Source organism: Cyclonatronum sp., assembly GCF_022565315.1.
Classification (GTDB): Bacteria; Bacteroidota; Rhodothermia; order Balneolales; family Cyclonatronaceae; genus Cyclonatronum.
The window spans coordinates 1-17,725 of record NZ_JAIUMX010000075.1 but is presented as its reverse complement, the minus strand read 5'-3'; the positions used below and the strand labels follow the sequence as shown (position 1 = coordinate 17,725).

Genomic DNA, 17,725 nt, shown 5'->3' with positions numbered 1-17,725 from the left:
GGTGACAACGTAAACCTGACGGTAGATCTGATTCAGCCTATCGCTATGGAAGATGGTCTTCGCTTCGCTATTCGTGAAGGCGGCCGCACCGTAGGTGCAGGTGTTGTAGCAAAAATTCTTGACTAATAAGAGGTAGATAAGTGGCTACACAACAGAAAATCAGAATAAAGCTGAAATCTTACGATCATAATCTGATTGACAAATCAGCTGAGAAGATTATCAAGACCGTGAAGTCAACCGGAGCAGTGGTATCGGGCCCGATCCCACTGCCAACCGACAAGACTATTTACACGGTTAACCGGTCCGTATTCGTGGACAAAAAATCCCGCGAGCAGTTTGAGTCAAGATCACATAAGCGTCTTATTGACATATTGTCAACGGGTACACAAACCGTAGATGCATTGATGAAGCTTGAGCTGCCATCCGGTGTAGATGTTGAAATTAAAGTTTGATAACCTCATAAGTTTCTAAAAATGAGCGGAATATTAGGCATAAAAGTGGGAATGACGAGCGTTTTCGATGAAGGCGGCAACCATCTTCCCGTAACAGTTATCGAAGCCGGACCTTGCGTAATTACTCAGATTTTCCGTAAGGAAAAAGATGGTTATGATGCCGTGCAGCTGGCAATGGGCGAGAAAAAGCCTAAAAATGTTTCAAAGGCTCTTCAGGGGCATTTTGAAAAAGCCAACACCACTCCAAAACGCTACGTCAAAGAATTTCGTGGTTTTGTACCGGAAGGACTGTCAACCGGCGATACCCTGAAAGTTGAAGACGTAATTGAAGCAGGCAGCCGTGTTCATGTAGTTGGTACAAGCAAAGGCAAAGGCTTCATGGGTGTTGTAAAACGTCATGGTTTTAGCGGTGTGGGCGGTCGTACGCACGGTCAGCATAACCGTGAGAGAGCCCCGGGATCAATCGGTCAGGCATCATCACCATCTAAGGTTTTCAAAGGCCTTAGAATGGGTGGTCGAACAGGAAATGAGCGCGTTACAGTGAAAGATCTTCAGGTGGTTAAAATCCTGCCTGAATCAAATCTGATTCTGATAAAAGGCGCAATTCCGGGTCCCAAAGGCCGTCTCGTAGAAATTCACAATCCTTGAACGGAAAGGGAAAACAGAAATGAAATTGAACATACTCAAAACGGACGGTACTGAAACCGGCCGGACAGTTGAGCTGCCCGAATCAGTATTCGCTATAGAGCCCAGAGATACGCTGGTTTATGAAGATGTGAGAGCATATCTCGCACATCAGCGCCAAGGTACTGCTAAAACAAAAGGCAGAACTGAGGTAAGAGGCGGCGGTAAAAAAGCATTCCGTCAGAAAGGTACCGGCGGCGCACGTCGCGGCACCCTGCGTTCACCCCTGCTCAAAGGCGGCGGTACCGTATTCGGACCACGCCCGCGTGCATACACAATCCGCCTTACCAAGAAAATGAAGGAACTTGCCCGCAAGTCAGCCTTCACATATAAAGCTAAGGACAATGCAGTAGTAGTTGTAGAAGACTTCAGTTTTGAAGCTCCGAAAACGTCTTCACTGCTTACTGTGCTCAAAAATCTGAAACTCGAAGGCAAGAAAGTACTCCTTCTTACCGGAACTACAGATACCATTCTGTACAAATCAGGGCGTAACATCCCCGGTGTTTCAGTACTTGAAGCATATAAACCATCTACTTACGAAGTGTTGCACGCTGATTTTGTACTGCTTACCGAATCAGCATTAAATGTGCTAACATCTGTACTGGATAAAAGTGAGGAGGCCGCAGCATGAGTAAAGTTTTAATTAAGCCGCTCATCACCGAGAAGCTCACCAAGATTCAGGAAAAACAAGGTAAATATTGTTTTTTGGTAGCTATTGACGCAACCAAGCCTGAAATAAAGGCTGAAGTAGAACGCATGTACCCTGAAGTACAGGTCTTGAAGGTGAGAACGCTTATTACAGCAACCAAACCTAAAGGCCGTTTTACCAAAAGCGGATACCTGTCCGGAAGAACAGCGAAGCAAAAGAAAGCTTTCATCACGCTGAAAGAAGGCCAGGAAATAGACTTTTTCAGTGAAATTTAATCAGCATTGAACTATGCCTACTAAGAAATTAAAGCCAGTAACACCTGGTACGCGACATAGAATAGCGCCTGATTTTAGCGAAATCACGACGGACAAGCCTGAGAAATCACTGCTTGCGAAGCTTCATTCTAAAGCCGGTCGTAATAATCACGGCCGGATTACTACCCGGCATCAGGGTGGCGGACACAAGCGTCGTTACCGTATTATCGATTTCAAACGGAATAAATTTGATATTCCTGCCAAGGTAGCTACCATTGAGTACGATCCGAACCGTACGGCCCGCATCGCTCTGCTACACTACGCTGATGGCGAAAAACGCTACATACTTGCACCAAACAAGCTAAAAGTTGGTGATGTAGTAGTTAGCAGCCAAAGCGCAGCTCCTGATACAGCTAACGCTATGCCGTTGATGAACATGCCACTTGGTACTACGGTACACAATGTGGAAATGCAGCCCGGTAAAGGTGGTCAGATTGTACGCAGTGCAGGAACTTCGGCTCAGCTTATTGCAAAATCAGACCGGTATGTAACGCTGAAACTTCCATCAGGTGAAGTTCGGATGATATTGGGCAGATGTATTGCAACCGTAGGAACGGTAAGTAACCTGGACCACATGAATGTAACCCTGGGTAAAGCAGGGCGCAGCCGCTGGCTGGGTATTCGCCCGACAACCCGTGGTGTTGCCATGAACCCGGTCGATCACCCGATGGGTGGTGGTGAAGGAAGAGCTTCCGGAGGGCACCCGCGCTCACCATGGGGGCAGATTGCCAAAGGCAAAAAGACACGCAACCGCCGCAAGCTGTCATCCAAATTCATTGTAAGAAGACGGAATCTAAAGTAACAGGATATGCCAAGATCATTAAAAAAAGGACCTTTCGTCCATTTCAAACTACAGAAGAAGGTAGATCAAAGCCTGGAAGCCAAATCCAAGAAAGTGATCAAAACCTGGTCAAGAGGCTCTATGATTACGCCGGATTTCGTGGGTCTTACGTTTGCCGTGCATAATGGAAAGCAGTTTATCCCTGTTTATGTTACTGAAAATATGGTAGGTCATAAACTTGGCGAATTTGCTCCGACAAGAACATTCAAGGGTCACCCGGTTAAGAAAGGTGATAAAAAACGATAAATCCTATGGAACCAACCGTTAAATACGAAGCTAAAGCCGTTCAGCGCTACCTGCGCAGAGCACCCCGCAAGCTGCGCCTTGTGGCTGATCTTGTACGGGGCATGGATGTTGAAATGGCGATGAACAAGCTCAAACACGTCAATAAAGCCGGCGCACCTGAAGTATCCAAAGTTATTCGTTCAGCATCAGCCAATCTTCAGGATAAATTTGAAGATGAAGCCATTGAAATGAGCGACCTCAGGATCAAAACCATTATGGTTGATGAAGGCCCAACGCTTAAGCGCATACAGCCTGCTCCGCAGGGCAGAGCGCATCCTATCCGCAAGCGTATGAGCCACATCACAGTGATTGTTGAAAAGAAAGATGAATCCGAAACCATAGAGGAATAAACATTGGGTCAGAAAACACATCCGGTAGGTTTAAGACTTGGAATTATTCGTGGCTGGAATTCCAACTGGTACACGGAAAATAATACGGCTGAAAACGTAAAGGAAGATTTTGCGCTTCGTACATACCTGCGCAAACGCCTTGGTAACGCCGGTCTTTCCCGAATTATCATTGAGCGTACACCAAAGCGTGTACTGCTGACACTGCTTACCAGCCGTCCAGGTGTAATTATTGGAAAAGGCGGTGAAGAAGTGGATAAAATCCGCAACGAGCTGAAGAAATTCACGGATAAAGATGTTCAGATTAACATCAGTGAAATTAAGCGGCCGGAAGTTGATGCGAGCCTTGTTGCACAAAACATTGCTCAGCAGCTTGAAGCGCGGATTTCATTCAGACGTGCAATGAAAACTGCCATAGCCTCAGCTATGCGTATGGGAGCAAAAGGTATTAAAGTGAAATGCAGCGGCCGCCTGGGCGGTGCTGAAATGGCACGTACCGAACAGTATAAAGAAGGTCGGGTACCGCTTCATACGCTTCGTGCTGAAATCGATTACTACAACCACACTGCCCAGACTATTTACGGCAGTATTGGTGTATCAGTATGGATTTTTAAAGGTGAGATCATTGGTGAAGTAGATCTGTCTCCTTCAACCATTACCGCTAAGCAGGAAAAAGCAGGCCCTGGTGCTAACCGCAGAGGCGGTGGCGGCCGCAGAAATACCGGCGACCGACGGAAACGTGGTAGCGGTGGCGGTGGTGCAGGTGGAAATGGCGGCGGCGGCGGAAGAGGTCAGCGCCGACCCAGACAATAGTCTCTTTAATCGCATAAACGGATTATACTTATGTTAGAACCAAAACGAGTTAAAAGAAGACGCGTACACAAAGGCCGCATTAAAGGAAATGCCGGTCGCGGTCATAAAATTGCGTTTGGTGATTTTGCTATTAAATCACTTGAGCCCAAGTATATCACTGCCCGTCAGATTGAAGCCTGCCGTATCGCAATTTCAAGGAAAATGTCCCGTGAGGGTCAGATTTGGATTCGGATTTTTCCCGACAAACCTGTAACAAGTAAGCCTGCTGAAACCCGAATGGGTAAAGGTAAAGGTGCACTTGATCACTTCGTAGCGGTAGTTCATCCGGGAACGATACTGTTCGAGGTTACCGGTGTAAGCCAGAAACTTGCTTATGAAGCACTGCGCCTGGCTCAGTTTAAGCTGCCGGTTAAAACGAAACTGCTCACCCGTAGAGACTACAACGGTAGTTGATAAAATTCAGGAATTATAAAGATGAAACCACACGAATTACGTGAACTGTCTTTGGAAGAACTGCAGGTAAGGGTGAAAGAAAATGAAAGTGCCCTTCAGAAAATGCGTTTTAACAAAGCTGTTGCCGGTCAGGTCGAAAACCCGGCCCGCTTTAAGATGCTTCGCAGGGATACTGCGCGTCTGCTAACAATCATTGCAGAAAAAGAACAAGCCTAAGTATCAGCCCTACATCTTATTTGAATTATGTCAGACAATTTAGAACGCAAAGAAAGAAAGCAGCGGATCGGCCGCGTAGTTAGTAACAGTATGAATAAAAGCATTACTGTTGCTGTTGAGCGCCAGATCAAGCACCCGATTTACAGCAAGTTCATTACCAAGACGAAAAAATACATGACGCATGATGAGGAAAATGCGGCTAATCCTGGCGACCTTGTTCGCATTATGGAAACACGCCCGCTTTCCAAAACCAAGCGCTGGAGACTTGTTGAAATTATTGAACGAGCCAAATAACACACATTACTTAGCAAGGACAATAAAACATGGTACAAACGCAAACAATACTTACGGTTGCTGATAACAGTGGTGCCAAAAAAGTGATGTGCATTAAAGTGCTTGGCGACTCCAAAAGACGCTATGCACGTGTTGGCGACCTGATTACCTGCTCCGTTAAAGCAGCTCTTCCCGGCGGTAACGTCAAAAAGGGTGATGTTGTGAAAGCGGTAGTGGTAAGAACCAAAAAAGAATACAGACGGCCCGACGGAAGCTACATTCGCTTCGATGAGAATGCCGCTGTGGTTATTAACAAGGATAACGAGCCGGTTGGAACACGTATTTTCGGACCTGTAGCCCGCGAGCTGCGTGAAAATAACTTCATGCGTATCGTATCCCTGGCACCCGAAGTACTCTAACACAAACAGGTAAGGATTTATGCCTCGCAAATTTAATAAACAAAATAAGCTCCATGTCAAGAAAGGCGACATGGTGCAGGTCATTTCCGGCGCCTCAAGAGGTACCGGTAAGGTGCTGATGGTTTTCCCTGATACTGAGCGTGTTGTTGTAGAAGGCATCAACGTAAAGGTGAAGCATCAAAAACCTAATCAGCAGTACCCGCAGGGCGGTCGAATCGAGCAGGAAATGCCGATTCACGTATCCAACGTACTGCCGCTCGATCCGGTCAGCAACGAGCCAACTCGTGTGGGCCGAAAAAAACTTGAAGAAAACGGAAAAACGCGCTGGGTGAGATATTCCAAGCTCAGCGGTGAAGTCCTCGACAAATAGGAATTTCTTTTACTATGGCTGAAGCACGACTCTATACCGTTTATAAAAACGAGATTGTACCCCAACTCATTAAAGATTTCTCTCTGCCAAATATTATGGCAGTACCCAAAATTGAGAAGATCGTTATTAATGTAGGTGTGGGTGAAGCAATAACCGACCGCAAGCGTCTTGATGATGTAGCGGCTAATATTGCCCTTATTACCGGTCAAAAACCGGTACTCACTAAAGCAAGAAAGTCGATTTCGAACTTCAAGCTGCGTGAGCAAATGCCTATTGGCTGTAAAGTAACTCTGCGACAGTCCAAGATGTATGAATTTATCGACCGATTGATTAACTTGGCCCTCCCCAGAACACGGGACTTTCAGGGCGTAAGCGACAAAGGTTTTGATGGAAGGGGTAATTTCTCAATGGGCGTTAAGGAACACTCCATTTTCCCTGAAATTGATACGGATAAGCTTGACCAGATTCATGGTATGAACATCACTTTTGTGACCACAGCCGAGAATGACGAGCAGGCTATCAAGCTTCTCAAGGCTTTTGGAATGCCCTTCGTAAAACGCAATAAAAACTGATATAACCCTCGATATGGCAAAAAAATCCTGGATTGCACGCAATGCAAAAAGACTGAAAACGGTAGAGAAGTATGCCGAGAAGCGCAAGGCTTTAAAAGAAGCCGGTGATTACGAAGGCCTTCAAAAACTACCGCGCAATGCCAGCCCGACCCGCCTTCGCAACCGGTGCAGTATTACCGGCCGTGGTCGCGGTTTTATCGGCAAGTACGGTATTTCCCGTATAAAATTCAGAGAAATGGCTCTGAAGGGCGATCTGCCCGGCATCAAAAAAGCAAGCTGGTAACACCAATAATATTTACACACACTATAATTTAAATCATGACTGATCCAATAGCAGATTATCTGACGAGAATCAGAAATGCTCAGCGGGCCGGACACCGCCGCGTGGATATTCCCGCTTCTAAAATGAAGCGTGCTATCACGCAGATTCTCCACGATAAAGGTTACATTCAGAATTATCTGGATATCGATGATAACAAGCAGGGACTTATCCGTGTATTCCTCAAATACGATCATTACGGAACTCCTGTTATCAAAAAACTTGACAGAGTTTCAAAACCAGGGCTGAGAAAATATTGCTCTTCCCAGGATGTACCCCGTGTACTTAATGGCTACGGAATTGCCATACTTACGACCTCTCAGGGCGTAATGACCGATAAGGAAGCCCGTAAGCTTGGTGTTGGCGGTGAAATAATTTGCGAAATTTACTAAAAACAGGATTTTGAAATGTCACGTATAGGAATTTTGCCCATAACTGTACCTGAAGGGGTTACTATTGACCTTACGGGTAACAGCATCACTGTAAAGGGGAAAAACGGCGAATTATCGCTTGAAGTTGATCCCTGCCTTACCATTAAATTCGAAGACAATACGCTTTCCCTCGAAAGAAAAGTTGACGACAAAACAAGCCGCGCACGCCACGGTCTTTATCGTTCTCTGGTGAACAACCTTGTTGTTGGTGTGTCTGAAGGATTTAAAAAAGTTCTTGAAATCCAGGGTGTAGGTTATCGTGCCACACTTAATGGCGAAGTACTTGAACTCGCTCTCGGTTATTCTCACGCTTTCTATTTTGTGCCGCCTCAGGGCATAACAATAGAAGTTGATACAAAGACTACCAAAAACCCGCGCATCATTATCTCCGGTGCCGATAAAGCAATGGTTGGTCAGGTATCCGCTAAAATCCGCTCTCTCCGCAAACCTGAGCCCTACAAAGGTAAAGGGATCCGGTACCTTGGAGAGTATGTTCGTAAGAAGGCAGGTAAATCAGCAGGTAGATAATAAACTAAGATTATGGTTAACAGAAATATCACTAAAAGAGATAGAATCCGCAGACGGGTTCGGAGCAAAATTTCCGGTACTCCTCAGCGACCACGCCTGTCTGTATTTAAAAGCTCTAAGCATATCTATGCGCAGCTTATTGATGACAAGAACGCTGTTACACTGGCGCATGCATCAACACTGAGTCCGGACCTGAAAGAATTGCTCGACGGCAAAGCAGGTTTGGAAAAAGCGAAACTCATCGGTCTTAAAATCGCCGAATTCGCCAAAGAATCAAATATTGAAACCTGTGTGTACGATCGCAGCGGCTATACCTACCATGGTATAGTTAAGGAAGTTGCGGAAGGTGCACGTGAAGGCGGACTCAAATTCTAAATTACAGGACTAATGCCAAGATTCAGACGTCGTAATTATAATATCAAAGCCAATGAGCTTAACCTTGAAGACCGCCTGGTGCACATTAACCGTGTAGCTAAGGTAGTTAAAGGGGGCCGTCGCTTTAGTTTTAATTCTATTGTTGTAGTCGGCAACAAGGAAGGAATTGTCGGTAACGGTATGGGTAAAGCCAATGAAGTTTCTGATGCCATTCAGAAAGGTGTTGATGACGCCCGTAAAAACCTGATCCGTGTGCCCATTACCTCAACGGGAACCATTCCGTTCAAAGTTGTAGGAAAGTGTGGTGCCGGTGAAGTACTTCTCATTCCTGCTTCAGAAGGTACCGGAGTAATTGCCGGCGGCCCTGTAAAGGCAGTGCTTGAAAGTGCCGGAATTACCAACATTCTGAGCAAGTCACTGGGTTCATCCAACCCGCACAACATGGTTAAGGCAACAATTGATGCCCTGCGTCAGCTTGTTGAACCCTCTGAAATTGCACAACGTCGAGGAATCCCGCTTTCACGGGTTTTCGAAGGCTGATAACCTCATTCTTAAGGATATCTAACTGATGAAATTACATAGCTTAAAAGCACCTAAACCAAACCTGAAAACGCCTAAGCGTGTGGGTAGAGGTGAAGGTTCCGGTCTGGGTCAGCAATCCGGCCGTGGTCATAAAGGGCAAAAATCCAGAAGCGGTTACTCCTACAAGAGCGGTTTTGAAGGCGGGCAGATGCCCCTTCAGCGCCGGGTACCTAAATTCGGATTTCACAGCCCGTTCAGGACTGAATATAAAGCCGTAAACCTGGATACCATTCAGGTACTTATGGAAGAAGGCAAGCTCTCCGCTGATATTAAAATCAGTGATTTTAACAAAGTAGGTCTTGTTGGAAAGAAAGACCTCGTTAAAGTTCTGGGAAGAGGAGAACTTTCCGCCGCTGTTACGATTGAAGCCCACGGTTTCAGCAAATCGGCAACAGAAGCCATCGAAAAAGCTGGTGGTTCTACGGTAAAAGTTGGCCAAAACATCGGTGTTAAAGCTGTAAAAAGCGGAGCAGCCGATAGTTCAACCAAAACAGAATCATAAAAACGGCTTCGTTATCTGATGAGCTTGATTGAAAATTTTCAAAACATCTTCAAAATTGAAGAACTAAAAAACAGGATATTCTACACGATAGGAATCCTGTTAATATTCCGTGTGGGTACCTTCATCACCATGCCCGGTGTTGATGCAGCTGCCCTGGCTCAGTCAGGCGGCGGTCCGGCAACGGATTTCCTCGGGTTAATTAACCTGTTCGTTGGTGGTGCCTTTGCACGTGCCGGCGTGTTTGCCCTGGGGATTATGCCCTACATTACGGCCGCCATTATCATTCAGCTGATGGGTGCTGTGGTACCGTACTTCCAGAAACTTCAGCGCGAAGGTGAGGAAGGGCGACGCAAAATCAATCAGTTAACCCGGTATGGTACGGTTCTCATCACGCTCATTCAGTCGATTGGTTTTGGGATCAACCTTCTGGCTACACAACCTGACGCCATTGTTGTAAGCAGCACAGCATTCATTATCAACTGTATGATTGTGCTTACTGCCGGTACAGTGTTTGTAATGTGGCTTGGTGAACGTATTACGGAACGTGGTATCGGTAACGGTATATCACTGCTCATTATGATCGGTATTATCGCTGCCCTGCCAACCAACTTCATGAACGAATGGAACACGCAGGCTAATGCAATTATCGTTTTTGTTGAAGTAGCGGTGCTTGTTCTTGTAACGGCTTCAGTAGTACTGCTCACTCAGGGTCAGCGCAGAATACCTGTACAGTACGCCCGCAGGGTTGTTGGCCGCAAAGTATATGGCGGAACGACGCAGTACCTGCCGCTCAGGGTAAATGCTGCAGGCGTTATGCCAATTATCTTTGCACAGTCCATCATGTTCATTCCGAGTACCTTCGGTATGTTTTTCCCTACAAATGAAACCGTGCAAAACCTTACCCGATGGTCCGGCGATTTCACAGGGCTTACTTATTCCATTGTGTTCTTTACAATCTGTGTGTTTTTCACCTTTTTCTATACCGCGATTGTAATTAACCCCAAGGAAATGGCTGATACTATGAAACGTCAGGGTGGTTTTATACCCGGTGTAAGACCCGGTAAGCAGACGGTCGAGTTTATCGACAATATACTTACCAAGATTACATTTCCGGGAGCCCTGTTCCTTTCAACAGTTGCAATTCTGCCGGCTATAGTGGCTAACTTCGGTGTAACTCCTGGTTTCGCAATGTTTTATGGAGGAACAAGCCTTCTGATTATTGTCGGTGTAGGTCTTGATACCCTTCAGCAGGTTGAAAGCCATCTGATGATGCGTCATTACGACGGTTTCATGAAGACCGGCCGAATTAAAGGCAGACGAAGGATGTAATGGTGTATTTGAAGAGTGAGTACGAAATTGAGCTGATGCGCAAAAGCGCGCAGCTCGTTTCGAGAACTCATGCTGAGGTAGCGAAGCATGTGAAACCGGGTGTAACAACGGCAAAGCTTGATCAGGTAGCCGAAGATTACATCAGGCTGAACAACGGCAGGGCAGCCTTTAAGGGGTACGGACCAAGAAAAAATCCTTTCCCTGCCACGCTTTGTATTTCGGTTAATGATCAGGTGGTACACGGCTTTCCCGGCGCGTATGAGCTACAGGAAGGTGATCTGGTCTCGATTGATTGTGGTGTTGAGCTGAATGGCTATTTTGGTGATTCAGCCTACACATATATCGTAGGTGATTGCACGGAAGAAGAGAAAAAATTACTTCTTACAACAATGGAATCACTTTATCTCGGTATTGAGCAAGCTGTACACGGGAATAAGATCGGAGACATTTCCCACGCAGTACAGTCGCACTGTGAGCAAAACGGATTTGGAGTAGTTCGGGATCTTGTTGGGCACGGGTTGGGCAAATCACTGCATGAGGAGCCCTCAGTACCTAATTTTGGAAAGCCTGGATCCGGTAAACGTCTTCGCAGCGGAATGACACTCGCCATTGAGCCAATGATTAACATGGGCAGTTGGAAAGTGAAAACGCTGCGCGATGGCTGGACTATCGTAACAGCTGACGGCAGCAAGTCGGCTCATTTTGAGCACGACGTGGTTGTCAGGGAAGGCGTTGCTGAAATTCTGTCAACTTTTCAGTATATTGAGGAAATAACCAAAATTCAATTAGATCAAAGAAATTCCTAAGTATGGCCAAGCAAGAGCCCATTAAGCAGGAAGGAACCATCATTGAGGCATTGCCTAATGCGCAGTTCAAAGTGAAGCTTGAAAACGGTCATGAAATCCTTGCACACGTATCAGGTAAGATGAGGATGTTTTACATCAAAATATTACCCGGCGACAAGGTAACTGTTGAAATGTCTCCTTACGATTTAACTAAAGGCAGAATCACTTATCGTTACAAATAAATATTATGAAAACGAAATCTTCAGTCCGTAAAAGAGCATCCAGCGACAAAATTGTACGCCGGAAAGGACGCATTTTCATCATCAATAAGAAAAATCCCCGCAATAAACAGCGTCAGGGTTAATCCAGAAAACAGTATCAATTATGGCAAGATTAGCAGGTATCGACTTACCAAAGCAAAAACGCGGGCTTATTGGTCTCACCTATATTTTCGGTATTGGTAAAACCCGCTCAAACCACATACTTACGGAGCTTGGTATCTCTCCGGACACCAAAGTCGGTGACTGGACCGAAGATGAGGTGATTGAGATCCGTAAGTATCTCGATGAGAACTTCAAACTTGAAGGTGCATTGCGTTCAGAAGTGAATGCCAATATTAAGCGCCTGATGGATGTTGGCTGTTACCGCGGCCTGCGTCACAGAAGAGGACTTCCGGTAAGAGGGCAGCGCACGAAAACCAATGCGAGAACCCGTAAAGGCCGCAGAAGAACCGTAGCTGGCAAGAAAGCTGCACCCCGTAAGTAATTCATAACAGATAAAGCATACAATGGCAAAAAGACAAGCTAAAACAGCAGCTGCCGCTAAAAAGAAAAAAAAGCAGCTATCTGATCCGAATGGCCTGGTGTTTATTAAGGCTACGTTCAACAATGTGATTGTTACCATCACTGATACGAGCGGTAATACCATCTCATGGTCTTCTGCGGGCAATCAGGGCTTTAAAGGCTCTCGCAAAAACACTCCTTATGCAGCACAACTCAGTGCCGAAACCGCCGGCAGAGTTGCCTACGAAATGGGACTTAGAAAAGTAAACGTGTTTGTTAAGGGCCCCGGTACAGGCAGAGAAGCAGCTGTACGTGCACTTGGTGCAATTGGCTTTGAAGTTGATTCCATTAAGGATACAACACCGATCCCGCACAACGGATGCCGCCCTCCCAAAAGAAGAAGAGTTTAATTCAATTTTATACTAATTCAACATGGCAAGATATACAGGTCCCAAGCAGAAAAAGGCCCGCCGGTTTAAAGAGCCCATTTTCGGCCCCAGTAAAGCGGTAGAAAGAAAACCTTATGGCCCGGGTCAGCATGGCAGATCCCGATTCCAGAAAAAATCTGAATACGCTGTACAGCTTGAGCAAAAGCAAAAAGCAAAGTACACCTACGGTCTGCTCGAAAAGCAATTCCGCAACTTGTTTAAAAAAGCAAGTGCACGCGAAGGCGTTACCGGTGAAAACCTTATGAAATATCTCGAGGCCCGCCTTGATAACACCGTTTTCCGTCTTGGTTTTGCAAGAACACGCCGTCAGGCCCGTCAGCTCGTAACCCACCGTCATATTGTTGTAAACGGTATTGTGGTAAACATCCCGTCTTACACCCTGCGCCCTGGTGATATCATCAGTGTTCGCCCTAAATCCAAGGATCTCGAAGTGATTAATGAATCACTCGCGCCAAGCCCTAAAAGCCGGTATAACTGGCTCGAGGTGGATAAAAAGTCGATGAGCGGTCGCTTCCTGAATTATCCGGAAATGGAAGATATCCCGGAAAATATCAATGTGCAGCTTATCGTCGAGCTCTATTCCAAGTAATCTGAATTAACCGTACGAGAAGTTTTTATGAGCAATACAAATCTCCAAATGCCAAACAGCTTGATGGTTGATGAATCCTCCGATACATTTGGTAGATTCGTTTTACAGCCATTAGAACGCGGTTACGGTGTTACAATCGGTAACTCTTTCCGCCGGGTACTGCTGTCATCTCTCCCTGGCGTTGCCATCACCGCTATTAAAATAGATGGTGTTAAGCACGAATATTCAAGCATTAACGGGGTTTCTGAAGATGTTTATGATATCATCCTAAACCTCAAAGGCGTGCGCTTTAAGCAGATTGAGCAAAGTTCCGGTGTAATTAATGTGCATGTTAAAGGCCCCGGTACTTTCACCGCCGCCAATATCAATGATTCAAGCGCAGAATATACCGTTCTAAATACGAATCATCATATTGCTACGCTTGCCGAAGACGGCGAAATTCGTATCGAACTCCATATGGGGCGCGGTCGCGGATATGTTACTTCGGAAGAAAACATTATCGAAGAGGAAACAGATATCGGAGTCCTTCCTATCGATACTATTTTCACCCCTATTAAATCGGTGAAGTATAATGTTGAGAATGTGCGTGTTGGTCAGCGTACCGATTACGAAAAACTCATCATGGAAGTAACTACCGACGGTTCCGTGAACCCGAAGGAAGCCCTCACTATTGCCGGTAAAATTCTCAAAGATCATATTGAGAAATTTATTACCGAAGAAATTGAAGAGCCCTTCACTCAGGAAGAAGAGGAAGTAGATGCCGAATCAATCCGCATCGCAAACCTGCTCCGCACGAGTATTGAAGACCTCAACCTCTCTGTACGGGCCTACAACTGCCTGAAGTCAGCAAACATCAACACGATTTCTGAACTTGTTTCGAAGGATGAGTCAGAGCTGCTGCGCTTCCGGAATTTCGGTAAGAAGTCTCTGAATGAGCTGCAGGAAGTTATTGAAGAGAAAAACCTGCACTTCGGAATGGACATCGCCAAGTATTTAGATAAAACCAAAAATTTATAAGGAACGTACGTAATGCGCCATCAGGTAAGAGGCAGAAAATTAGGACGTACACATGCACACCGTAACGCAACCATGCGTGCGCTGAGTAACGCCCTGATTAAGAACCACAAAATCGTTACGACCCTCCCAAAAGCCAAGGAGCTCCGCCGCTACGTTGAGCCCCTCATCACCCGCGCTTTGAAAGAGGACAATTCACACAATCGTCGTCTTGTATTTTCATTTCTGAATGACAAGTACACAGTAACCCATCTTTTTGATGATATTGTACCGGTTATCGGCGAGCGTAACGGCGGCTATACCCGCGTTATTAAGCTCGGTACCCGTTCCGGAGACGGTGCCCCTACTGCACTGATCGAACTCGTTGACTTCAACGAATCAGGTGTAGAAACTACTGCTACCAAGCGTAAGAGAACGCGCCGGGGCAGCAAGAAAAAATCGGATAACGAAGGCGAAGAAACAACCGAAGAGTAATCTTCTGTTTCAGACACTTCCGCAGTATTATTTTCGCAAAAGGCAGTCAGCTTCGGTTGGCTGCCTTTTTTTGTGATATACGAGTCGGAAACATACACGTACACCCCATACGTGCTGATGTCTCACAGATTTTACGGATGATGGCGGATTCGCGCAGATTTATTTTGGGAAATGCTCCATCACCAAAATCCCGCCATAACATCAGCAAATTGGAGAGTTTATCGCTGCTATGCGGAAGTCCCTAAATACTCAAAGACCGAATTGGCTGCCTGCCCGGCGCTTTCAACGGCACCCTCCATGTAGCCCGGATGTGATGCTGCCGTTTCCGTGCCGGCAAGGATGAGCCGCCCCTTCATGAGCGGCTCGCGGAATACCGGGTGACCACTGTTCTGATGGGGTACCAGGAAACCTGCGAACGGACTGTGGGTGAAAACCTCATCCTTCCAGACACACTCCGCATAAGACTGATAATCTGCGGCAGGTTTTCCGAGCAAGCGGGTAAGCTGCCCGAGAGCGAGTTTCTTCCTCGTTTCTGTCGTCTGACCTGCCATATCGGGGTGCATAAAACCGGCAAGGGCATAATGCCCGCCCTGAGAGTGATCGTAAAACTCCGTGAGCGGTCCCGCATTGCTGAACAGCGTGCCAGCGGCGCCGTGTTTCAGCCAGAACGGATCTGCGCCGGCGTAGGTGAAGCCCGCTTTAACGGAATCAGACATCCAGGTGTGGGTTTGGGAGGCAATCCGCATAAAGGGCTCAGGCAGGGGCGGATCAAAGGTTACGCTGTTAGCCAGCAGCCTCGGCGGAAGGGTGCTGATAACGAGTGCGGCGCTGTAAACCGCATCGGGGGTGCGGACTTCAAGCCCACCGTGCCCGTCCGATTCCTTTCCGGCAGAAGGTTGTGCACTAACGGAGTGGACCGGGGAGCTGCAAATGAGCTGCTCCGGACCAAACTCTTTAAGCAGCGCGCTGATGATCTGATCCGTGCCTCCTTTCACGCGATAGCTCTGGCTTTCACCCGGCGGCAGCTGCACCCGTTGGGGTGCTTGCGCGGCTGAAAATTCGTAAACAGCTTCCGGGCCGGTGTACTGCGGCATCACATCAAGACCGAGCCGGTTAAGGAGCGCCATCAGGCGGGGATGATCGTTGGTGAGCCAGGTTGCACCCATTTCGAGCGGGGCCGTGTTTTCAGCGCGGAGGGTACGGATGCGGCCACCGGCATTGGGGCGTGCTTCAAGAATGGTGATGCGGAGCCCGGGCCTGCGCTGCTGAAGCAGGGAAGCCGTAAGCAGACCGGAAAGGCCGGCACCAATGATGAGTATGTCGGTATGAATCATGTTCGTGCAAACACCCCGGGGCGGGCCAGGATTCACGATAAAAACGGAATTGATGTTATGTCCGCAATGTTGTGATAATCAGTAAAGAAATTAAACTACTGAAGCGCAGAACCTTAGCCGCGAATAAAATATCGGGCGGTTTATCTGAACACAAACTATTCACAAGACTATATTTCACATCATGATGATCACAAGAAGACTTCCAAAATCCGAATTCAAAACAGCAGCAGTGCGTATCGGTGAAATGTCAAAACTATCACCGGCCGTGATGCTTATTTTTCTCATCATGCTGTGTGCTGTACCCGCATCGCTTCACGCACAGGCAACCGATGAACCTGTAATTACCGATGAGATGGTTTTGCAGGCAGAGCCACTGTCCGGAATCCGGCTGGGAATCGGCATTGAGAGCGGCGGGTTCTGGTTTTCGCGCAATGAAGCGCGCATACCCGGCGACAGCGGCACAAGGTTCGACCTAACTGAGCTCACCGGAACTGGCGCACAAGCCTATCTCAGGCTGAATCTGAATATCGGCTTCGGGGAGCGGCATAACCTCCGGCTGCTCTTTGCACCCCTCTCACAATCAGGTACCGGACGCCTGAGTGAGCCGGTTTTCTTTGAGAACTCGGAATTCGCGTCAGGTTTGCCCACACAGGGCACCTACCGTTTCAACACCTACCGGGCGACTTATCGCTACGATTTTTACCGCGACAGCCGCTGGGAAATCGGCGCGGGAGCCGCCCTGCTGGTGCGCGATGCTAAAATTGAGCTTGCACAGGGCGCGCTTCGCGAAACCAACACGGATCTGGGTCTGGTGCCGCTGCTTCACTTCCGCACGGCTGCCACAGTTACAGACCGGCTCACCGCTGTGCTCGATGCCGAAGGCCTCCTTGCGCCGCAGGGGCGCGCTTTTGATGTGAGCTTTCAGGCGGATTACCGGCTTGGTGATAGCTTCAGTTTTTTTGCCGGTTATCGTTTTCTGGACGGCGGAGCGGATACGGATGATGTTTACACCTTCGCATGGGTGAACTACCTGCTGGGCGGAATCAGGTTTGGCTTTTGAATGCAATTTCGTTTTTGATGAGCTGCTTGCCGAAAGTGCGACCCCGTTGGGGTCGGAATGATTTTTGGGGCCATGTTTTCTATAAATATGGGACCCCTTCAGGGTCGCCGGGGATTAGGAGTCAGTGTTTGCTTTGCTTTCACAAAAAGATAAGGCCGGTCCGGGTCACGGTCGGCAACAAGCGGACAGCCGGCGGCCAGCAGTGTGCTTGAAGCTTGGTGTAATGGATTGCTGAATGAAATGGTGCAGTCGGGTCGGGAAGCCTCCGAAGAGCTTAGCGCATCCCGCACCAAAAAATCCGCACTAATTCTTTCGCGGTACTACGAAGACACCCCGGCGCGCATAATTCCCCTCTTTAGAGTAATGGCACTAACTTTATTTATATTTTCGGTACCTGCCCTGTTTAGTCCTTCTTGGGTAGCTCCTGTCGGGTCGTTCAGGGATAATAAACGTGCTAATTTGTTTTTTCAGTCTGAGCAGGCCT

31 protein-coding genes and 1 pseudogene are annotated in these 17,725 nt (G+C 47.3%); 31 read left to right on the top strand and 1 reads right to left on the bottom strand.

Features of this window, described 5'->3' with window-relative positions; genetic code table 11:
- The 30 genes and pseudogenes from tuf to rplQ form a co-directional block, all read left to right on the top strand.
- Positions 1 to 126, top strand: a pseudogene (gene tuf, locus LAT75_RS11400) (elongation factor Tu); the annotation flags it as partial.
- A gap of 14 nt (positions 127 to 140) precedes the next feature.
- Positions 141 to 452, top strand: coding sequence for a 30S ribosomal protein S10 (gene rpsJ, locus LAT75_RS11395; protein WP_114983389.1), 312 nt, complete (start codon positions 141 to 143; stop codon positions 450 to 452).
- A gap of 21 nt (positions 453 to 473) precedes the next feature.
- Complete coding sequence (gene rplC, locus LAT75_RS11390) at positions 474 to 1,100, top strand: 50S ribosomal protein L3 (RefSeq protein WP_291482791.1); 627 nt, start codon at positions 474 to 476, stop codon at positions 1,098 to 1,100.
- A 19-nt stretch (positions 1,101 to 1,119) separates the two neighbouring features.
- On the top strand, positions 1,120 to 1,767 hold the full coding sequence (gene rplD, locus LAT75_RS11385) for a 50S ribosomal protein L4 (RefSeq protein ID WP_291482790.1): 648 nt from the start codon (positions 1,120 to 1,122) through the stop codon (positions 1,765 to 1,767).
- A complete protein-coding gene (rplW, locus tag LAT75_RS11380; protein ID WP_291482789.1) occupies positions 1,764 to 2,060 on the top strand; it encodes a 50S ribosomal protein L23 in 297 nt (98 codons plus the stop codon). Before rplD ends, rplW begins: the two co-directional genes overlap by 4 nt.
- 13 nt (positions 2,061 to 2,073) lie before the next feature.
- Positions 2,074 to 2,901 carry a 50S ribosomal protein L2 gene (gene rplB / locus LAT75_RS11375; protein WP_291482788.1) on the top strand — a complete coding sequence of 276 codons (828 nt, stop codon included), beginning with the start codon at positions 2,074 to 2,076 and terminating at the stop codon, positions 2,899 to 2,901.
- Positions 2,902 to 2,907: 6 nt separating this feature from the next.
- Complete coding sequence (gene rpsS, locus LAT75_RS11370; RefSeq protein WP_291482787.1) at positions 2,908 to 3,186, top strand: 30S ribosomal protein S19; 279 nt, start codon at positions 2,908 to 2,910, stop codon at positions 3,184 to 3,186.
- A 5-nt stretch (positions 3,187 to 3,191) separates the two neighbouring features.
- A complete protein-coding gene (rplV, locus tag LAT75_RS11365; RefSeq protein ID WP_291482786.1) occupies positions 3,192 to 3,575 on the top strand; it encodes a 50S ribosomal protein L22 in 384 nt (127 codons plus the stop codon).
- Positions 3,576 to 3,578: 3 nt separating this feature from the next.
- On the top strand, positions 3,579 to 4,385 hold the full coding sequence (gene rpsC / locus LAT75_RS11360) for a 30S ribosomal protein S3 (protein WP_291482785.1): 807 nt from the start codon (positions 3,579 to 3,581) through the stop codon (positions 4,383 to 4,385).
- Between the two features lie 30 nt (positions 4,386 to 4,415).
- Complete coding sequence (gene rplP, locus LAT75_RS11355) at positions 4,416 to 4,838, top strand: 50S ribosomal protein L16 (protein WP_291482784.1); 423 nt, start codon at positions 4,416 to 4,418, stop codon at positions 4,836 to 4,838.
- Between the two features lie 21 nt (positions 4,839 to 4,859).
- Entirely contained in the window at positions 4,860 to 5,054 is a 195-nt protein-coding gene (rpmC, locus tag LAT75_RS11350) for a 50S ribosomal protein L29 (RefSeq protein WP_291482783.1), read from the top strand.
- Between the two features lie 27 nt (positions 5,055 to 5,081).
- A complete protein-coding gene (gene rpsQ, locus LAT75_RS11345; protein ID WP_291482782.1) occupies positions 5,082 to 5,348 on the top strand; it encodes a 30S ribosomal protein S17 in 267 nt (88 codons plus the stop codon).
- Positions 5,349 to 5,377: 29 nt separating this feature from the next.
- Positions 5,378 to 5,746 carry a 50S ribosomal protein L14 gene (gene rplN / locus LAT75_RS11340; protein WP_291482781.1) on the top strand — a complete coding sequence of 123 codons (369 nt, stop codon included), beginning with the start codon at positions 5,378 to 5,380 and terminating at the stop codon, positions 5,744 to 5,746.
- Between the two features lie 19 nt (positions 5,747 to 5,765).
- Entirely contained in the window at positions 5,766 to 6,116 is a 351-nt protein-coding gene (gene rplX, locus LAT75_RS11335) for a 50S ribosomal protein L24 (RefSeq protein ID WP_291482780.1), read from the top strand.
- Positions 6,117 to 6,130: 14 nt separating this feature from the next.
- The gene (rplE, locus tag LAT75_RS11330; protein WP_291482779.1) at positions 6,131 to 6,688 is read left to right on the top strand and encodes a 50S ribosomal protein L5; all 558 of its coding nucleotides are present in this window, start codon (positions 6,131 to 6,133) and stop codon (positions 6,686 to 6,688) included.
- A 13-nt stretch (positions 6,689 to 6,701) separates the two neighbouring features.
- Positions 6,702 to 6,971, top strand: a complete 270-nt coding sequence (gene rpsN, locus LAT75_RS11325; protein WP_291482778.1) for a 30S ribosomal protein S14 — start codon at positions 6,702 to 6,704, stop codon at positions 6,969 to 6,971.
- A 35-nt stretch (positions 6,972 to 7,006) separates the two neighbouring features.
- Positions 7,007 to 7,399 carry a 30S ribosomal protein S8 gene (gene rpsH / locus LAT75_RS11320; RefSeq protein ID WP_291482777.1) on the top strand — a complete coding sequence of 131 codons (393 nt, stop codon included), beginning with the start codon at positions 7,007 to 7,009 and terminating at the stop codon, positions 7,397 to 7,399.
- A gap of 15 nt (positions 7,400 to 7,414) precedes the next feature.
- Positions 7,415 to 7,966 (top strand): 50S ribosomal protein L6, encoded by a 552-nt coding sequence (rplF, locus tag LAT75_RS11315; RefSeq protein ID WP_291482776.1) that lies wholly within the window; start codon positions 7,415 to 7,417, stop codon positions 7,964 to 7,966.
- Positions 7,967 to 7,978: 12 nt separating this feature from the next.
- Positions 7,979 to 8,341 carry a 50S ribosomal protein L18 gene (gene rplR / locus LAT75_RS11310; protein WP_291482775.1) on the top strand — a complete coding sequence of 121 codons (363 nt, stop codon included), beginning with the start codon at positions 7,979 to 7,981 and terminating at the stop codon, positions 8,339 to 8,341.
- A 12-nt stretch (positions 8,342 to 8,353) separates the two neighbouring features.
- Complete coding sequence (rpsE, locus tag LAT75_RS11305) at positions 8,354 to 8,881, top strand: 30S ribosomal protein S5 (protein ID WP_291482774.1); 528 nt, start codon at positions 8,354 to 8,356, stop codon at positions 8,879 to 8,881.
- 28 nt (positions 8,882 to 8,909) lie between these two features.
- Positions 8,910 to 9,425 (top strand): 50S ribosomal protein L15, encoded by a 516-nt coding sequence (rplO, locus tag LAT75_RS11300; protein WP_291482773.1) that lies wholly within the window; start codon positions 8,910 to 8,912, stop codon positions 9,423 to 9,425.
- Positions 9,426 to 9,443: 18 nt separating this feature from the next.
- Positions 9,444 to 10,754 carry a preprotein translocase subunit SecY gene (secY, locus tag LAT75_RS11295; protein ID WP_291482772.1) on the top strand — a complete coding sequence of 437 codons (1,311 nt, stop codon included), beginning with the start codon at positions 9,444 to 9,446 and terminating at the stop codon, positions 10,752 to 10,754.
- Entirely contained in the window at positions 10,754 to 11,560 is an 807-nt protein-coding gene (gene map, locus LAT75_RS11290; protein ID WP_291482771.1) for a type I methionyl aminopeptidase, read from the top strand. Before secY ends, map begins: the two co-directional genes overlap by 1 nt.
- A gap of 2 nt (positions 11,561 to 11,562) precedes the next feature.
- Positions 11,563 to 11,781 (top strand): translation initiation factor IF-1, encoded by a 219-nt coding sequence (gene infA / locus LAT75_RS11285; protein ID WP_291482770.1) that lies wholly within the window; start codon positions 11,563 to 11,565, stop codon positions 11,779 to 11,781.
- Positions 11,782 to 11,786: 5 nt separating this feature from the next.
- Complete coding sequence (gene rpmJ / locus LAT75_RS11280; protein ID WP_291482769.1) at positions 11,787 to 11,903, top strand: 50S ribosomal protein L36; 117 nt, start codon at positions 11,787 to 11,789, stop codon at positions 11,901 to 11,903.
- Positions 11,904 to 11,923: 20 nt separating this feature from the next.
- A complete protein-coding gene (rpsM, locus tag LAT75_RS11275) occupies positions 11,924 to 12,304 on the top strand; it encodes a 30S ribosomal protein S13 (protein WP_291482768.1) in 381 nt (126 codons plus the stop codon).
- Positions 12,305 to 12,326: 22 nt separating this feature from the next.
- Complete coding sequence (rpsK, locus tag LAT75_RS11270) at positions 12,327 to 12,731, top strand: 30S ribosomal protein S11 (protein WP_291482767.1); 405 nt, start codon at positions 12,327 to 12,329, stop codon at positions 12,729 to 12,731.
- A 22-nt stretch (positions 12,732 to 12,753) separates the two neighbouring features.
- Positions 12,754 to 13,359, top strand: coding sequence for a 30S ribosomal protein S4 (gene rpsD / locus LAT75_RS11265; RefSeq protein ID WP_291482766.1), 606 nt, complete (start codon positions 12,754 to 12,756; stop codon positions 13,357 to 13,359).
- A gap of 27 nt (positions 13,360 to 13,386) precedes the next feature.
- On the top strand, positions 13,387 to 14,376 hold the full coding sequence (locus tag LAT75_RS11260; protein WP_291482765.1) for a DNA-directed RNA polymerase subunit alpha: 990 nt from the start codon (positions 13,387 to 13,389) through the stop codon (positions 14,374 to 14,376).
- Between the two features lie 12 nt (positions 14,377 to 14,388).
- Positions 14,389 to 14,847, top strand: a complete 459-nt coding sequence (gene rplQ, locus LAT75_RS11255; RefSeq protein WP_363320558.1) for a 50S ribosomal protein L17 — start codon at positions 14,389 to 14,391, stop codon at positions 14,845 to 14,847.
- Between the two features lie 227 nt (positions 14,848 to 15,074).
- Here the strand turns inward: rplQ and LAT75_RS11250 are convergent, their stop codons facing one another.
- The gene (locus LAT75_RS11250; RefSeq protein ID WP_291482764.1) at positions 15,075 to 16,181 is read right to left on the bottom strand and encodes an NAD(P)/FAD-dependent oxidoreductase; all 1,107 of its coding nucleotides are present in this window, start codon (positions 16,179 to 16,181) and stop codon (positions 15,075 to 15,077) included.
- A gap of 244 nt (positions 16,182 to 16,425) precedes the next feature.
- Between LAT75_RS11250 and LAT75_RS11245 the strand changes: the two genes are divergently transcribed.
- Positions 16,426 to 17,241 carry a hypothetical protein gene (locus LAT75_RS11245; protein WP_291482763.1) on the top strand — a complete coding sequence of 272 codons (816 nt, stop codon included), beginning with the start codon at positions 16,426 to 16,428 and terminating at the stop codon, positions 17,239 to 17,241.
- Positions 17,242 to 17,725 lie beyond the last annotated feature (484 nt).

What these genes read in the sequence shown, in the direction of transcription:
- rplC (WP_291482791.1), top strand. Translation starts at nt 474, where the DNA reads ATGAGCGGAATATTAGGCATAAAAGTGGGAATGACGAGCGTTTTCGAT.
- rplD (WP_291482790.1), top strand. Translation starts at nt 1,120, where the DNA reads ATGAAATTGAACATACTCAAAACGGACGGTACTGAAACCGGCCGGACA.
- rplW (WP_291482789.1), top strand. Translation starts at nt 1,764, where the DNA reads ATGAGTAAAGTTTTAATTAAGCCGCTCATCACCGAGAAGCTCACCAAG.
- rplB (WP_291482788.1), top strand. Translation starts at nt 2,074, where the DNA reads ATGCCTACTAAGAAATTAAAGCCAGTAACACCTGGTACGCGACATAGA.
- rpsS (WP_291482787.1), top strand. Translation starts at nt 2,908, where the DNA reads ATGCCAAGATCATTAAAAAAAGGACCTTTCGTCCATTTCAAACTACAG.
- rplV (WP_291482786.1), top strand. Translation starts at nt 3,192, where the DNA reads ATGGAACCAACCGTTAAATACGAAGCTAAAGCCGTTCAGCGCTACCTG.
- rplP (WP_291482784.1), top strand. Translation starts at nt 4,416, where the DNA reads ATGTTAGAACCAAAACGAGTTAAAAGAAGACGCGTACACAAAGGCCGC.
- rpmC (WP_291482783.1), top strand. Translation starts at nt 4,860, where the DNA reads ATGAAACCACACGAATTACGTGAACTGTCTTTGGAAGAACTGCAGGTA.
- rpsQ (WP_291482782.1), top strand. Translation starts at nt 5,082, where the DNA reads ATGTCAGACAATTTAGAACGCAAAGAAAGAAAGCAGCGGATCGGCCGC.
- rplN (WP_291482781.1), top strand. Translation starts at nt 5,378, where the DNA reads ATGGTACAAACGCAAACAATACTTACGGTTGCTGATAACAGTGGTGCC.
- rplX (WP_291482780.1), top strand. Translation starts at nt 5,766, where the DNA reads ATGCCTCGCAAATTTAATAAACAAAATAAGCTCCATGTCAAGAAAGGC.
- rplE (WP_291482779.1), top strand. Translation starts at nt 6,131, where the DNA reads ATGGCTGAAGCACGACTCTATACCGTTTATAAAAACGAGATTGTACCC.
- rpsN (WP_291482778.1), top strand. Translation starts at nt 6,702, where the DNA reads ATGGCAAAAAAATCCTGGATTGCACGCAATGCAAAAAGACTGAAAACG.
- rpsH (WP_291482777.1), top strand. Translation starts at nt 7,007, where the DNA reads ATGACTGATCCAATAGCAGATTATCTGACGAGAATCAGAAATGCTCAG.
- rplF (WP_291482776.1), top strand. Translation starts at nt 7,415, where the DNA reads ATGTCACGTATAGGAATTTTGCCCATAACTGTACCTGAAGGGGTTACT.
- rplR (WP_291482775.1), top strand. Translation starts at nt 7,979, where the DNA reads ATGGTTAACAGAAATATCACTAAAAGAGATAGAATCCGCAGACGGGTT.
- rpsE (WP_291482774.1), top strand. Translation starts at nt 8,354, where the DNA reads ATGCCAAGATTCAGACGTCGTAATTATAATATCAAAGCCAATGAGCTT.
- rplO (WP_291482773.1), top strand. Translation starts at nt 8,910, where the DNA reads ATGAAATTACATAGCTTAAAAGCACCTAAACCAAACCTGAAAACGCCT.
- secY (WP_291482772.1), top strand. Translation starts at nt 9,444, where the DNA reads ATGAGCTTGATTGAAAATTTTCAAAACATCTTCAAAATTGAAGAACTA.
- map (WP_291482771.1), top strand. Translation starts at nt 10,754, where the DNA reads ATGGTGTATTTGAAGAGTGAGTACGAAATTGAGCTGATGCGCAAAAGC.
- infA (WP_291482770.1), top strand. Translation starts at nt 11,563, where the DNA reads ATGGCCAAGCAAGAGCCCATTAAGCAGGAAGGAACCATCATTGAGGCA.
- rpmJ (WP_291482769.1), top strand. Translation starts at nt 11,787, where the DNA reads ATGAAAACGAAATCTTCAGTCCGTAAAAGAGCATCCAGCGACAAAATT.
- rpsM (WP_291482768.1), top strand. Translation starts at nt 11,924, where the DNA reads ATGGCAAGATTAGCAGGTATCGACTTACCAAAGCAAAAACGCGGGCTT.
- rpsK (WP_291482767.1), top strand. Translation starts at nt 12,327, where the DNA reads ATGGCAAAAAGACAAGCTAAAACAGCAGCTGCCGCTAAAAAGAAAAAA.
- rpsD (WP_291482766.1), top strand. Translation starts at nt 12,754, where the DNA reads ATGGCAAGATATACAGGTCCCAAGCAGAAAAAGGCCCGCCGGTTTAAA.
- LAT75_RS11260 (WP_291482765.1), top strand. Translation starts at nt 13,387, where the DNA reads ATGAGCAATACAAATCTCCAAATGCCAAACAGCTTGATGGTTGATGAA.
- rplQ (WP_363320558.1), top strand. Translation starts at nt 14,389, where the DNA reads ATGCGCCATCAGGTAAGAGGCAGAAAATTAGGACGTACACATGCACAC.
- LAT75_RS11250 (WP_291482764.1), bottom strand. Translation starts at nt 16,181, where the DNA reads ATGATTCATACCGACATACTCATCATTGGTGCCGGCCTTTCCGGTCTG.
- LAT75_RS11245 (WP_291482763.1), top strand. Translation starts at nt 16,426, where the DNA reads ATGTCAAAACTATCACCGGCCGTGATGCTTATTTTTCTCATCATGCTG.